Annotated in this window: 11 protein-coding genes; 8 read left to right on the plus strand and 3 right to left on the minus strand. The window is 51.9% G+C overall.

Going from position 1 to position 14,696, the window contains the following annotated elements; all coding sequences use genetic code 11:
* Positions 1-54: 54 nt before the first annotated feature.
* Positions 55-1,863, minus strand: a complete 1,809-nt coding sequence (locus ACF8OF_RS18140; protein ID WP_274370580.1) for a long-chain fatty acid--CoA ligase — start codon at positions 1,861-1,863, stop codon at positions 55-57.
* A gap of 211 nt (positions 1,864-2,074) precedes the next feature.
* On the minus strand, positions 2,075-3,022 hold the full coding sequence (gene leuO, locus ACF8OF_RS18145; protein WP_262859490.1) for a transcriptional regulator LeuO: 948 nt from the start codon (positions 3,020-3,022) through the stop codon (positions 2,075-2,077).
* A gap of 863 nt (positions 3,023-3,885) precedes the next feature.
* Between leuO and leuA the strand changes: the two genes are divergently transcribed.
* The 8 genes from leuA (at position 3,886) to ACF8OF_RS18185 (ending at position 14,286) form a co-directional block, all read left to right on the plus strand.
* A complete protein-coding gene (leuA, locus tag ACF8OF_RS18150) occupies positions 3,886-5,499 on the plus strand; it encodes a 2-isopropylmalate synthase (protein WP_182105174.1) in 1,614 nt (537 codons plus the stop codon).
* 2 nt (positions 5,500-5,501) lie between these two features.
* Positions 5,502-6,593, plus strand: a complete 1,092-nt coding sequence (leuB, locus tag ACF8OF_RS18155; RefSeq protein ID WP_262882200.1) for a 3-isopropylmalate dehydrogenase — start codon at positions 5,502-5,504, stop codon at positions 6,591-6,593.
* 1 nt (position 6,594) lies between these two features.
* Positions 6,595-8,007: a 3-isopropylmalate dehydratase large subunit gene (leuC, locus tag ACF8OF_RS18160; protein WP_392497312.1), complete on the plus strand. Its 1,413-nt coding sequence runs from the start codon at positions 6,595-6,597 to the stop codon at positions 8,005-8,007.
* 11 nt (positions 8,008-8,018) lie between these two features.
* Entirely contained in the window at positions 8,019-8,621 is a 603-nt protein-coding gene (gene leuD / locus ACF8OF_RS18165) for a 3-isopropylmalate dehydratase small subunit (RefSeq protein ID WP_262882201.1), read from the plus strand.
* A gap of 264 nt (positions 8,622-8,885) precedes the next feature.
* Positions 8,886-10,550 carry an HTH-type transcriptional regulator SgrR gene (gene sgrR / locus ACF8OF_RS18170; RefSeq protein WP_279796744.1) on the plus strand — a complete coding sequence of 555 codons (1,665 nt, stop codon included), beginning with the start codon at positions 8,886-8,888 and terminating at the stop codon, positions 10,548-10,550.
* A 560-nt stretch (positions 10,551-11,110) separates the two neighbouring features.
* A complete protein-coding gene (gene mutH / locus ACF8OF_RS18175) occupies positions 11,111-11,797 on the plus strand; it encodes a DNA mismatch repair endonuclease MutH (protein ID WP_392497313.1) in 687 nt (228 codons plus the stop codon).
* 89 nt (positions 11,798-11,886) lie between these two features.
* A complete protein-coding gene (gene agp / locus ACF8OF_RS18180) occupies positions 11,887-13,137 on the plus strand; it encodes a bifunctional glucose-1-phosphatase/inositol phosphatase (protein ID WP_392497314.1) in 1,251 nt (416 codons plus the stop codon).
* 222 nt (positions 13,138-13,359) lie between these two features.
* Positions 13,360-14,286, plus strand: coding sequence for a hypothetical protein (locus tag ACF8OF_RS18185; RefSeq protein WP_392497315.1), 927 nt, complete (start codon positions 13,360-13,362; stop codon positions 14,284-14,286).
* Here the strand turns inward: ACF8OF_RS18185 and ACF8OF_RS18190 are convergent.
* Positions 14,234-14,692, minus strand: coding sequence for a DUF6122 family protein (locus ACF8OF_RS18190; RefSeq protein ID WP_274370573.1), 459 nt, complete (start codon positions 14,690-14,692; stop codon positions 14,234-14,236). The two genes, ACF8OF_RS18185 and ACF8OF_RS18190, sit on opposite strands and share 53 nt — an antisense overlap.
* Positions 14,693-14,696 lie beyond the last annotated feature (4 nt).

The following is a 14,696-nucleotide window of genomic DNA, read 5'->3' on the forward strand; positions in this document are numbered from 1 at the left end:
GGGATATAAAAACGGCACTGCACAGGAAACCGGCAGTGCCGTCAGGGACATCAATCAGTCCGTATACATGGACTCAATTTCGCGCTGATAGCGCTGAGCGATCACTTTACGGCGCAGTTTCAGGGTCGGTGTCAGCTCACCGAGCTCCATGGAGAAATTCTGCGGCAGCAGTGTGAAACGTTTGACCTGATGAAAGGCAGCGATATTTTTCTGCAACTCTTTCAGACGGCTTTCAAACAGCGCCACAATCTGACTGTTTTTCAGCAGTTCCATCCGGTCATGGTATTTCAGATTCAGCGCCCGGGCATGCTCTTCCAGCGTGTCAAAGCACGGCACAATCAGTGCAGAGACAAACTTACGCGCATCGGCGACCACGGCGATATGCTCAATAAAGCGATCCTGTCCCAGTGTGCCTTCCAGCATCTGCGGCGCAATATATTTGCCGTTGGAGGTTTTCATCAGATCTTTCAGACGTTCGGTGATAAACAGATTGCCCTGCTCATCCAGCGCACCGGCATCACCGGTCCGCAGCCAGCCATCGTCAGTAAAGGCCTGACGGGTCTCTTCCGGCTTATTGTAATAGCCGCGCATCACGACCGGCCCGCGCACCTGAATCTCGTTTTCCTCACCGATACGCACTTCCACGTCCGGCAGCGGCACACCGATAGAGCCGAGCTGATAACCGCTGTTTTCCCAGCAGGATACCGTGGCACAGGTTTCCGTCATGCCGTAGCCGTATTTGATGTTAATACCGACAGCGAGGAAAAAGCGGATAATCTCATCATCCAGCCGCGCACCCGCTGCCGGTAAGAAACGGACGTTGCCGCCGAGCACATCACGCAGTTTGCCGAGCACTTTTTTCTGTGCGAACTGATCACACCGCGCGGCCAGCCATGACGGTTTATCACCACGCTGCTGTGCATCAAGAGTCTTTTTACCGGTGCGCACCGCCCAGTGGAATAACGCCCGTTTATACCACGGCGCCTGTGCCACTTTTTCGTAAATACCACTGAACACTTTCTCATAGAAACGCGGCACCGCACACATCACGGTCGGTTTCACCGACACCATGGCTTTGCGCACCAGATTGGTATCACTGAGATAGACATTCAGTGCGCCGGTGTGCATCACATAGAAACTCCAGGCGCGCTCAAAAACATGCGTCAGCGGCAGGAAGCAGAGTGAAATATCATTTTCAGTCAGCGTCAGCCGTTCATCATGCAGATAAAGCTGAGCCGCCATATTGCGGTAATCCAGCATCACGCCTTTCGGCTCACCGGTGGTTCCGGAGGTATAAATCAGGGTAAAAAGATCATCAAGAGAGCAATCCGCAATGCGCTGACGCAGCGCTGAGGCATAACTGCCGTTATGCCCGTTCATAAACTGACGCAGTGTGCAGACTGCCGGATGCGACGGGATCGCCGTATTTTCCGGGTTCATAATGATGATTTTCTGCAGGGACGGGCAGAGGGCGAGCAGCGACAGTGCAATTTCCGCCTGTTTCTGACCGTCCACGAACAGGATGCGCACCTGCGCATCATTGAGAATATAGGCCGCCTGGTCATCACTGCTGGTGGCATAGAGCGGCACCACAATGGCGCGGCACTGGAGAATCGCCAGGTCGGTTAATGTCCACAGGGCGCTGTTATGCGAGAAAATGGCGACATTTTCCTGAACCTCAACCCCTTCAGCCAGCAGGGCTTCCGCCAGATTTTCACTGAACGTCCCGGCCTGCTGCCAGGTAAAATCGATATGCTGACCCTGTTCACACCACTGTCGCAGTGCGATTTGGTCACCCCGGCGCTGTTTCTGCTGTTGCAGCCGCGTCACTAAATGATAGTGATGCAAATTTGTTGTTGTCACACGCGTTTCCTTTACTGAGCCGTCAGACTGCACGGTTTCATGTTATGGAATAATTTTCAGCTTACAGGTGTAAGCTTAATTTTTTTCGCAAGTGTAGCCTGTTGTCCCCGGGAACAAAAGAAAATTTAGTTATCTTTGCATATGCCGGATCACAAAAAAGCACCGGCAGGCGAATCTGCCTGCCGGTACGGGAAATCAAATAAATGATCGATTACATATGATGCGTGAACTGGGTAAGCAGTGCCTTCATCCACTGGTGTCCTTTATCGCGGGTGCAGGCCTCATGCCAGATCAGAAACGCCGGACGGCTGACTTTATCCCACGGCAGCTGTACTTCCTGAATCGGCAGTACATGAGAATAGAGCTGAATCAGCCATTTCGGTGCAATCGCCACTAATTCTGTTTTCGAGACGATATTCAGCACACTGACTAAATTTGTTCCCTGATAAACAATAGCCCGCAGCAATTCATTATTCTCGTAATACGGTGAACTGAATGAATCAATTAAATCAAGCGATACCACTGCATGCTGCTCAGTAAAAATCTGTTTCTCCGTGACTGAATATTGTATACGCGGATGATTACGGGCAGCGACCAGTGATAATTGATCATTAAATAATAAGTGATGACTGTAATCCGGTTTATCGAAACGGTTATAACTGATAGCAAAATCCGTTTCCTGATATTTCAGGTTATGTTCAATATGCGAATTCATATAAGACTGAATGTTGACATCGATATTTTCACTGTGAAGTTTAACCTGTTCAATTATTTTATCTGTCAGACGGATATCCAGCGGACTGGAAACCGCCAGATTAAATACCCGTTCACTGCTGCCCGGCTCAAAACCTGCACCCGGCAGTTCATTGTGCACCAGCTGCAATGCCTGCCTGACCGGACCAAACAACTGTTTTGCACGGGCAGTCGGCTGAATTCCCCGGCCGAAACGGACGAATAATTCATCATTAAACATAACCTTAAGTCTTGACACCGCATTACTGACAGCCGGTTGTGACATACCTAAAAGTTCAGCGGCCCGGGTGACATTCTGCATCTGCATAACTGCATCAAAAACCGTCAGCAGATTAAGATCCACATTGCGCAGCTGTGTTTCACCGGATTCTTTTTTCACTTCTGCCACTGAGGTGTATTCAGTCATCTTAAACTCCAATAAATGATTATAATGACTTCAATAAGCCACCTGCCGCCACGATGAAACGGCAGATCAATACAAAATTGAAATCTATTATCTCAATTGATTATCTAATTAATAATTGAGTCTCTTCCTTGTATGGTTCTGAATACGCAGATGCGTATCATCATCACAATGCATACTATTTGAATATTTAAAGCAAGCAACTTATTCATGAAATCAATACATCTGTATTGCTTTATTCATTTAGTTTCCATGCAATGAGATAATAAAACAAAGATTGTGTTTATTCATAATAAAATTGTCATCTGTCAGCATAAAAAATCTGATTTTTTTTACTGACATAACAGAATAAATAAACGGTTCAATGAATATCTCACCGGTTACCGGTGGCAACCTGACCGCCGGTAACCGTATTCCCTGCCGACTCAACCGGTTCGGATTCTCTGCAAAAAAAATTCTGTAAAAATATTAGTCCAATCATTGAGCCGACTTATAGATGAAAACGCTGATTAATTTTTATAAATTAGTCAATTTATCTGCTTTCTGCCCTTTTTTTCGCCTTCGCCCGGTATCTCCGGTGAGAAGGCATGGTTGACAGACCATTTTATATTCAGTATCAATAATACATCGCCACGGATACGCTCTGCGTTTCGTGCCACTGAATTGACTGAGAAGGTTATCACTATGTCTTTCACTTTCCGCCTAAACAGCCTGCTAATTATCGCCTTAACTGCGCGTGGCGGGTTCGTGGCCGGAAGTTCCTCATAACTTTCTCCCTGAGACCTGAAAAACCCGCGCAATGTCGCGGGTTTTTTTATACCTGCAAACCGGAAAACAGAACAAGAAATAACCGAGAGGATCACAACATGAGCGATAACGTCATCATTTTTGATACCACACTGCGTGACGGGGAGCAGGCATTACAGGCCAGTCTCAGTGTCAAAGAGAAGTTACAGATTGCTTTCCAGCTCGAACGCATGGGGGTCGATATTATTGAGGCCGGTTTCCCTGTCTCCTCGCCCGGTGATTTTCAGTCGGTGCAGACCATCGCCCGCGAAATCAAAAACAGCCGTATCGCAGCCTTGTCCCGTTGTGTGATCGGTGACATTGACGCGGCGGCGGAATCCCTGAAAGTCGCGGAAGCCTTCCGGTTACACATGGTGCTCGCCACCTCCGGTATTCACGTCAAAACCAAGTTGCGCAAGACCTTTGCTGACATCATCGATATGGCGGTCGGCTCGATTAAACATGCCCGCCGCTTTACCGATGACGTCGAGTTCTCCTGCGAAGACGCCGGGCGCACCGATATCGATGATTTATGCCGTATTGTGGAAGCGGCAATTAACGCCGGTGCCACCACGGTCAACATTCCGGACACCGTTGGCTATACCACGCCGTACCAGTTCGGCGGCATTATCAGTGAATTATTCAACCGTGTACCGAACATCGACAAAACCATCATTTCTGTCCACTGTCATGACGACCTGGGGATGTCCGTTGCCAACTCGATCACCGCCGTGCAGGCCGGTGCCCGCCAGATTGAAGGTACGATCAACGGATTAGGCGAACGCGCCGGGAACTGCGCCCTGGAAGAAGTGATTATGGCGATTAAAGTGCGGGAAAAAATGCTGGGCGTGCGCACCGGGATCAACCACAAAGAGATTTACCGCACCAGCCAGCTGGTCAGCCAGTTATGCAACACCCCGGTACCGCCGAACAAGGCCGTGGTCGGCAGTAATGCCTTTTCCCACTCCTCCGGTATTCACCAGGACGGTGTGATCAAAAACCGCGAAACCTACGAAATTATGACGCCGGACAGCATCGGCCTGAAAGATAACTTAATCAACCTGACCTCCCGTTCCGGTCGCGCAGCAGTGAAACACCGGATGGCGGAAATGGGCTATCAGGAAGATGATTATAACCTGGATGAATTATACGCCGACTTCCTGCAACTGGCGGACAAGAAAGGTCAGGTCTTTGATTACGACCTGGAAGCGCTGGTGTTTATGAAACAGCAGCATCAGGAACCGGAACACTTCTCGCTGGCGTTCCTCAACACCCAGTCCGGTACCGGTGTCAAAGCGTCAGCAACCGTCAGAATGCAGGCCGGGGATGAAATCATCTCCGAATCCGCCCAGGGGAACGGCCCGGTCGATGCGGCTTATGAGGCTATCCGCCGTATCGCGGGTTACCCGCTGACCCTCGCCGCCTATCAGCTGACCGCCAAAGGTCAGGGAACAGACGCGCTGGGTCAGGTGAATATCGTGGTGGAGTATGAAGGCCGTAAATTCCACGGCATGGGGCTGGCGACCGATATTGTTGAATCCTCCGCCCAGGCCATGATCCACGCCGTCAACAGCATCTGGCGCGCCGGACAGGTAAAAGAAGAAAAACGGCGTATACAGTCAGATAACAACATGCACAACGATACTCATAACGATACTCATAACAACAATACAGAGACAAAGGAAGCGGTGTAATTATGTCGGAACAATTTCATATTGCAGTTTTACCGGGCGACGGAATCGGCCCTGAAATTATGGCCCAGGCCATTAAAGTGCTGGATGCGGTGCGCACCCGCTTTAACCTGACCATCACCACCAGTGAATATGATGTCGGCGGCATTGCCATCGACAACCACGGGCACCCGCTGCCGCCGGCCACGCTGAAAGGCTGCGAACAGGCCGATGCAGTGCTGTTCGGCTCGGTTGGCGGCCCGAAATGGGAAAAACTGCCGCCGGACTCCCAGCCGGAGCGCGGCGCGCTGCTCCCGCTGCGGGCACATTTCAAATTATTCAGTAACCTGCGCCCGGCACGGCTCTATCCGGCACTGGAAGCGTTCTGCCCGCTGCGCAGTGATATCGCCGCGCGCGGATTCGACATCCTGTGTGTCCGCGAACTGACCGGCGGGATCTATTTCGGGCAGCCGAAAGGCCGTGAAGGCGAAGGTAAATATGAGCGTGCTTATGATACCGAGGTGTATCACCGTTTTGAAATCGAACGCATTGCCCGTATCGCCTTTGCTTCCGCCCAAAAACGCCGTGGGCAGGTGACCTCGATTGATAAGGCCAATGTGCTGCAAAGCTCCGTATTATGGCGTGAAGTGGTAACAGAAATCGCCAAAGAATATCCGGATGTCGCACTGTCACACATGTATATCGATAACGCCGCCATGCAGATGGTGAAAGATCCGTCGCAGTTTGATGTGATCCTCTGCTCCAACCTGTTCGGCGACATTATCTCCGACGAGTGCGCCATGATCACCGGCTCCATGGGGATGCTGCCGTCCGCCAGCCTGAATGAGAAAAAATTTGGTCTGTATGAACCGGCAGGCGGCTCCGCGCCGGATATCGCCGGACAAAACATTGCCAACCCGGTGGCACAGATTTTATCCGCTGCCATGATGCTGCGCTTCAGCTGCGGGCAGGATACGGCGGCAGACAGTATTGAAAACGCGGTGAATCAGGCACTGAATGCCGGATACCGCACCCGCGACGTCGCCGGCAGCGGCAAGAGCGTGACCACTGACGAAATGGGCGACATTATCGCGCGTTTGATTACAGAAGGGGCTTAAGATGAGCACAGGAAAAACCTTATATCAAAAATTATATGATGCCCATGTGGTTCGTGAAGAAGCAAACGAAACGCCGATCCTGTATATCGACCGCCACCTGGTGCATGAAGTGACCTCACCACAGGCATTTGACGGATTACGGGCGAAAAACCGCCCGGTGCGCCGCCCGGAAAAAACCTTCGCCACCATGGATCACAACGTTTCCACGCAGACCAAAGATATCAATGCCTGTGGTGAGATGGCCCGTAACCAGATGCAGGAACTGATCAAAAACTGTGAGGCCTTTGGTGTCCGTCTCTATGATCTGAACCATCCGTATCAGGGCATCGTGCATGTGATGGGGCCGGAACAGGGCATCACCCTGCCGGGTATGACCATTGTCTGCGGGGACTCCCACACCGCCACCCACGGTGCGTTCGGCTCACTGGCTTTTGGTATCGGCACTTCCGAAGTGGAACATGTGTTAGCCACTCAGACACTGAAACAGGCACGTGCCAAAACCCTGAAAATTGAAGTGCGCGGCAAAGTGGCTCCCGGCATCACCGCCAAAGATATTGTGCTGGCGATTATCGGTCACACCGGCAGCGCGAGCGGTACCGGTTATATCGCCGAATTCTGCGGGGATGCCATTGAGGCGCTCTCTATGGAAGGCCGGATGACGGTCTGTAATATGGCGATCGAAATGGGCGCCAAAGGCGGAATGATTGCGCCGGATCAGACCACCTTTGATTATCTGAAAGGCCGCCAGTTCTCCCCGCAAGGCGCGGACTGGGATGCCGCCGTGGCTTACTGGCAAACACTGAAGAGTGATCCGGATGCAAAATATGACGCGGAAATTATTATCAATGCCGCCGATATCGCCCCGCAGGTCACCTGGGGCACTAATCCGGGTCAGGTGATTGATATCAGCCACGCTATTCCCGCTCCGGAAAGCTTTACCGACCCGGTGGAAAGAGCCTCGGCAGAAAAAGCCCTGGCGTATATGGATTTAACCCCGGGTAAAAAATTAACCGATGTGAAAATCGACAAGGTGTTTATCGGTTCCTGCACCAACTCGCGGATTGAGGACTTACGCGCAGCGGCTGCGGTCGCCAAAGGGCGCAAAGTCGCGCCGGGAGTACAGGCGATAGTGGTTCCGGGCTCCGGGCCGGTGAAATCACAGGCAGAAGCGGAAGGTCTGGATAAAATCTTCACCGATGCCGGGTTTGAGTGGCGTTTGCCGGGCTGCTCGATGTGTCTGGCGATGAACAATGACCGCCTGGCACCGGGAGAGCGCTGCGCCTCCACCAGCAACCGTAACTTTGAAGGGCGCCAGGGGCGCGGCGGACGTACTCACCTGGTCAGTCCGGCCATGGCTGCTGCGGCCGCTGTCACCGGCAGTTTCGCCGATATCCGTACCATTGAGATGCGCTGAGGGAGAGAGTCATGGAAAAATTTATTGTACATCAGGGCATTGCCGTACCGCTGGATGCCGCCAATGTGGATACCGATGCCATTATTCCGAAACAGTTTTTGCAGAAAGTGACCCGCACCGGCTTCGGGCAGCATTTATTCAATGACTGGCGTTTTCTCGATGATGACGGACAGGTGCCGAATCCGGATTTTATCCTCAACGCCCCGCGTTATCAGGGCGCATCGATTCTGCTGGCCCGTGAAAACTTCGGCTGCGGCTCCTCCCGTGAGCACGCACCGTGGGCCTTAACAGATTACGGCTTCAGAGTGGTGATTGCGCCAAGCTTTGCGGATATCTTTTACGGCAACGCATTCAATAACCAGTTATTACCGGTGAAATTACCCGAAGACGCGATTGATGCGCTCTTTGACCAGGTACAGAAAACAGAAGGTGCGCAGATTATTGTTGATCTGGAAAACCAGAAAGTGATCGCCGGTGAGCTGGAATACCCGTTCAGTGTTGATACTTTCCGCCGCCACTGCATGATGAACGGCCTCGACAGTATCGGCCTCACCTTACAGCACGACGACATGATTTCCCGTTTTGAGGAAAAACTGCCTGCATTTATGAACTGATAACCGGATCCATTTCCACCATTGAACCCCTGCCATCACCCCTTTTGTGATGGCAGCTTTTTCCCCGTTTTTCCCCGCCTCTTTTTCCGGATCACCGGACAGAAAAAAACCAGCCTTGCGGCTGGCGGTAAAAGTCACCATTACTCAAGAATCGGGAGTGAGTCAGGTATCACACTGACGTCATGAGCTGCTTTAATGACATTGAGTATGGACGTAATATACGGAAATAAAAATGGACAGAAAACCGACCGGAGTTCCTCTTTTATGAGCACACCACGCCTCCAGCACCAGTTTATCCGCCTGTGGCAGCATCATCAGGGACAGGAGACCGAAACCACCCTTCAGGAAATCGCCGATATCCTGCACTGCTCGCGCCGCCATGTCCGCTCTCTGCTCAGCAGTATGCAGACGGCAGGCTGGCTCAGCTGGCAGGCGGAAACCGGACGGGGTAAGCGCTCACGTCTTTGTTTTCTGCAAAGCGGACGGGACTTGCAGCACGCCCGTGCCGAACTGCTGATAGAGCAGGACAATATCGAAAAACTGGTGGCGATGGTCAATGATAAGGACGCGATGCGCCAGATGGTATTATCTCAGCTGGAACGCAGCTTCCGGCAGGGAAAAAGTCTGCTTCGCATTGTCTATTACCGTCCTTTTTATAATTTACTGCCCGGCTCGCCGCTGCGCCGCTCGGAAGTTCATCTGCTGAGCCAGATTTTTAACGGACTGACCGCCATAAATGAGGAAAACGGGGAAGCCATCCCGGCACTGGCACATCACTGGCAGCAGACCGGCGACAAACAGTGGCGTTTCTGGCTGCGCCCGGCGATATTTTTCCACCACGGTCGTGAATTGCAGATGGTGGATATCATTTCCTCTTTTGAACGCCTGCGCGACACACACCCGCTGTTCAGCCATATCCGCACTGTCCGTTCCGATATGCCTTACATTATTGATATCACGCTGAATGAAGCCGACAGCTGGTTCCCGGTGCTGACCGGCAGCCCGCATGCCGCCATTCTGCCCCATGAGTGGCAGGAACTGCCTGACTTTGCCCGCCGCCCTGTCGGCACCGGCCCGTATCAGGTGGTCTGCAATAATGACCGCAAACTGACGATCCGCGCCTTTGACCATTATTACGGCTTCCGTGCTCTGCTGGATGAAGTTGCTGTACTGGTGGTGCCGGAGCTGGAAGAAAAAATGGTCTGCACGACGCTGCATATCGGCGCGGACGGCCCGGAACGGGATTCTCTCGACAGCCGGATGGAAGAAGGCTGTTATTTTCTGCTGCACGACGTACGCTCGGCAAAAGGAGAGCGGGACGATATCCGCCGCTGGCTCAACAGCCTGATGACCCCGGTCAGTCTGCTGTATCACTGCGAACCTCTGTATCAGCGTCACTGGTGGCCCGCTTACGGACTGCTGCTGCGCTGGCATCACAGCAAGCTTATCCCGCCCTGTGAAAAACCGGCTGATCTGACAGAACTGACGCTGACCTATTATCAGGATCATCACGAATACCATGCTATCGGCAAATTATTGCAGCAGCTGCTGGCGGAACAGGGCGTGAAACTGACGATTAACATCACGGATTACGAGACCTGGTTTAACGGCGATTGTGACAGTGATTTCTGGCTGGCGACCGCCAACTTTTATAAGCCGCTGGATTTTTCGGTTTTCGCCACCCTGTACGAGCTGCCGCTGCTGCGCCGCTGCCTGGGGGATGATTTGCGTGCGCCGCTGAAACAATGGCGGCAGCGCACCCTGTCCCTGGCGGCATGGTGTGAGCAGATCATTGACAGGCAAATGCTGTTCCCGCTGTTCCATCACTGGCTTGAATTACAGGGGCAGCGCAGTATGCGGGGCGTCAAAATGAATACCTTCGGCTGGTTTGATTTTAAATCTGCCTGGTTTATCCCGCCGGACAGTTAATTCACAGAAAACGGTAAAGTTATAAACACCCTCTGATAAAAAACCGGCTTTTATTCACGTTTTCTGTGGATATAGTTGTGAAAAACGCAAGGGTAATGGGGGTATAGTTTTTAACAGCCTCTTGTTGATAAAATCACGACTGTTAAATAAACCCTGATAAATCATATCAGTGAGGAAATAAAAAAAGAGAATTGTCCGAAAAAATCACCGGCATTTTTTTTAACAGACTTACACAGCACAAAAAATAACCACACCCGGTGTTATCCACAGATTGTGACTTATCCGTGAGCAAAACCCCTGCTGAAACGCGAAAACAGGCGGAAGTCAAGCCTGTAAATCAAACCAGTAGTGGGGTGGTTTTCCACTTATCCCATAAAGCTGTGGATAACTCAGTGTAAGATCCTGTTTATTGTCTGAGGATGCTGGTGCACAACCTTCTGCACTTATTGCGGCGACGAAAATTAATAGCTATATATCAATAAATTAGATAATATTTATTTTTCATTCATGCCTATGTATTATTTTACCGGATAACACTGTTCAACTTTTAAGCATATAACATGACACAACTTTTTCAGCCGCCATTACCCCCGGCCAGCGAATCTGATCTGCTCAGCCGCGCCCAATCCCTTGCCGGTGCCACTTTCGGTGAGCTGGCGGGCTGTGCCGGTATTCCGGTGCCGCCGGATCTGCGCCGTGATAAAGGCTGGGTCGGGATGCTGCTGGAATACTGGCTGGGCGCGGATGCGGGCAGCAAAGCAGAACAGGATTTTGCTCACCTCGGCGTGGAGCTGAAAACCATCCCGGTGGATGAATCCGGCGTGCCGCTGGAAACCACGTTTGTCTGTGTCGCCCCGCTGACCGGCAACAGCGGCGTCACCTGGGCGGAGTGTCATGTACGCCATAAACTCTCCCGTGTACTGTGGGTACCGGTGGAAGGCGCGCGCCATATCCCGCTGGCAGAGCGCCGTATCGGCTCTCCGCTGCTGTGGTCACCGTCGGAGGAGGAGGAACGCCTGCTGCGCGCCGACTGGGAAGAGCTGATGGATATGATTGTGCTGGGAAAAGTGGAGCAGATCACCGCCCGTCATGGTCAGGTGATGCAGATCCGCCCGAAAGCCGCCAACAGCCGCGCACTCACAGACGCTATCGGTCCGCACGGACAACCGATACAAACACTGCCCAGAGGCTTTTATCTGAAGAAAAATTTCACTGCCCCCTTACTTAAGCGCTATTTCCGGTGCTGATCACTGTTTTGGGAGTTCGCTCCCGGTAAATATGAATCGCTTCAGTCATTAATATCGGTTCGAAAATAATGACAACAGGAGTGTTCCGGATGAAAAAAACCTTACTGACGCTTTCACTTGCAGCTGCATTACTGACGCCCGCCCTGCCCGCTTTTGCTGATACCTCCGCCGCTGATATGACACTGGAACAGGTGCTGGTGATGAGCCGCCACAACCTGCGCACCCCGATTGTGAATACCGGTATTCTGACCGAAATTACCGATAAAACCTGGCCTGCGTGGGATGCGCAGAGCGGTTATCTGACCACCAAAGGCGGTGCGCTGGAAGTCTATATGGGACACTATTTCCGCGAGTGGCTGGATGAGAACAAACTGCTGCCGGACACCCTGTGCCCGACCGGTGAAAAAGAGCTGAATGTGTACGCCAACAGCCTTCAGCGCACTATCGCCACCGCGCAGTTCTTTACTGCCGGGGCTTTCCCGGGTTGTACCGTCACTGTGAACCACCAGCCGGAAATCGGTACCATGGATCCGGTGTTCAATCCGATCATCACCAATGACAGCGCAGAATTTAAACAGGCCGCTCTCGCGGCAATGGAGAGCCATTATAAAGGGCTGGATCTGGTACCCGGTTATCAGGCACTGAATAATGTGCTGAATATCAAAGACTCGGAACAGTGCAAAACCCATAAACTCTGCTCACTGGCTGACGGTAAAAACAGTTTTATTATTGAAGCCGGTAAAGAGCCGGGCGTGAAAGGGCCGCTGAAAATGGCCAACTCTGCGGTGGATGCCATCGATCTGCAATATTATGAAGGTTTCCCGGCAGACCAGGTCGCCTGGGGCGAAGTCACCACACCGGAGCAGTGGACTGCGCTGAATACCCTGAAAAACGGCTATCAGGAATCCCTGTTTACCCCGCGCATTATCGCGAAAAACGTGGCACATCCGCTGCTGAACTACATTAATCAGCACTTTGCCGCCGCCGCACCGGGCAGTGAAGCGAAATTTACCTTCCTGGCCGGACATGATTCCAATATCGCCTCCCTGCTCTCCGCCCTGGAATTTAAACCGTATCAGTTGCCGCAACAGTATGAACATACGCCAATCGGCGGCAAATTAGTGTTCCAGCGCTGGACAGATAAAACGGATAATAAATCTTATGTGAAGATTGACTATATTTATCAGTCCGCTGATCAACTACGGAATAACAGTTATCTGTCCTTAAAAACACCGCCGCAAAAAGTCACCCTGGAACTGAAAAATTGTCCGGTTGATAAAAACGGCTATTGCGGCTGGGAAACCTTCCAAAAGGTAATGAAAGAAAGCTTATCAGAATAAACATTATATATTCATATTCCCGCCCGGCTTACCTTCGCCGGGCTTTTTATGTCTATCTCTGTCACGCTTCGGATAACACTGATAGATAAAGGCTCTGTAAGCCGCTACTATCTGACAATCTGAAAATCATCACAGTATTTTATTACTCATTTATCAGTATCGGCACCCGTCCGGGAATTAACGGTCATATACCGGGCTGAATACACGGATATCATTAATACGATGAAATATTTAAAATCATTACCGGTTCCTTTATTTATTATTACAACTGTCTTAATAAGTTCAGGCTGCAGTCAGAAAAACTACGATGTTGATACCGGTGAAAAAATAATTTATCCCTCCTCTGACGGTGTATTACTGGGCGCCTGTGATAAATGGACGCTGAAAGATGAACAGGTGCGGCAGTTAATTGCCATGAGCAAACCCTATATTGCCCTGCCATACGGTGAATACAGCCAGACACCGTGCAACATGAGCGGCACGGTGACCATTGACGGTAAAACCTGGGATTATCTGCTCAACGGCGGCGGCATTATCACGCTGAGTATTGACGGTATGGTGCGCTATCGCGGCTGTAATACCGATGCCTGCAAGCCGTATCTGCTGCTCCCTTACCGGGGAAAATCCTTCGCGGTCAAAGACGGTGACACCCTGGTGACAGAAGACGACGGCACCGAAAACCGGGGTCGCCTGCTGAGCCGCGAAAGTGTCGCGCAACGGCAGCCGCACAGTGACCCGGGTATGGTTTCCGGCGCGCCGTCTGACGGCACGATGGTCAATAAAGAGACCGGAACAGAGCCGTTCCGGCCGGATAACGGGCAGATGCGCAGACCGGATGCACAACCGGTCGCCGGGGGACAAAGCGGACAAACCGCACCGCAGGGACAACACAGCACACCGGTTTCCGCTGATCGTAACGGAAAGGTGCCGCAGGCAGAAAACAGCCGGATGTCATCCGTGACAAAAGAGATAACATCAGCGGCAGAATCCGCCATGCCGTCTGTCAATATTAACGCACCGTCAATCACGGCTCCGGCTGTCGGTGTTTCCGTTCCGGGAATCTCTGCGCCAACGCTTGATATCAAAGCCCCGTCTGTCAGTTTACCGGGAGCGGAAGTCTCGGTCCCGGCACTGAAAAATCCGTTCTGATGATCTCAGCCGCACAAAAACCCGCCCCCGGCGGGTTTTTTAATACCTGAACCGCGGCATATTCCGTGCCCTGTTTCAGGCTGCCCATATAACAATCCATCCCGTCGGTAAACAGATGGAACAGGCAACCTACCGCTACCGCCCGCACTTTCCATGACGGGATCAGCAGCAGAATAAGATACACAATTGCCGCCCATACGGTATGCAGCGGATGAAAACCGACACTGCATCTGTCCGGGTCAAAGATCGGATCTGCCAGCAGGTGATCCGCATCCATCACCATCGTGGCAATCATAATCATCGCCGCCGCTTTCCAGTGCTGCCGCCAGAACAGCCGCGCAAACAGAACCGGTACCAGAAAATGGCAGCCGTAATGCAGGATATTCCGGAAAATGTCAAATGCCACAGTA

The sequence above is a fragment of the Morganella sp. TYF_1 genome (assembly GCF_043105645.1).
Lineage (GTDB): Bacteria > Pseudomonadota > Gammaproteobacteria > Enterobacterales > Enterobacteriaceae > Morganella > Morganella morganii_B.

Coding starts and splice junctions, on each gene's coding strand:
- leuO (WP_262859490.1), bottom strand. CDS start 3,022: ATGACTGAATACACCTCAGTGGCAGAAGTGAAAAAAGAATCCGGTGAA.
- leuC (WP_392497312.1), top strand. CDS start 6,595: ATGAGCACAGGAAAAACCTTATATCAAAAATTATATGATGCCCATGTG.
- leuA (WP_182105174.1), top strand. CDS start 3,886: ATGAGCGATAACGTCATCATTTTTGATACCACACTGCGTGACGGGGAG.
- sgrR (WP_279796744.1), top strand. CDS start 8,886: ATGAGCACACCACGCCTCCAGCACCAGTTTATCCGCCTGTGGCAGCAT.
- agp (WP_392497314.1), top strand. CDS start 11,887: ATGAAAAAAACCTTACTGACGCTTTCACTTGCAGCTGCATTACTGACG.
- leuD (WP_262882201.1), top strand. CDS start 8,019: ATGGAAAAATTTATTGTACATCAGGGCATTGCCGTACCGCTGGATGCC.
- leuB (WP_262882200.1), top strand. CDS start 5,502: ATGTCGGAACAATTTCATATTGCAGTTTTACCGGGCGACGGAATCGGC.
- mutH (WP_392497313.1), top strand. CDS start 11,111: ATGACACAACTTTTTCAGCCGCCATTACCCCCGGCCAGCGAATCTGAT.
- ACF8OF_RS18185 (WP_392497315.1), top strand. CDS start 13,360: ATGAAATATTTAAAATCATTACCGGTTCCTTTATTTATTATTACAACT.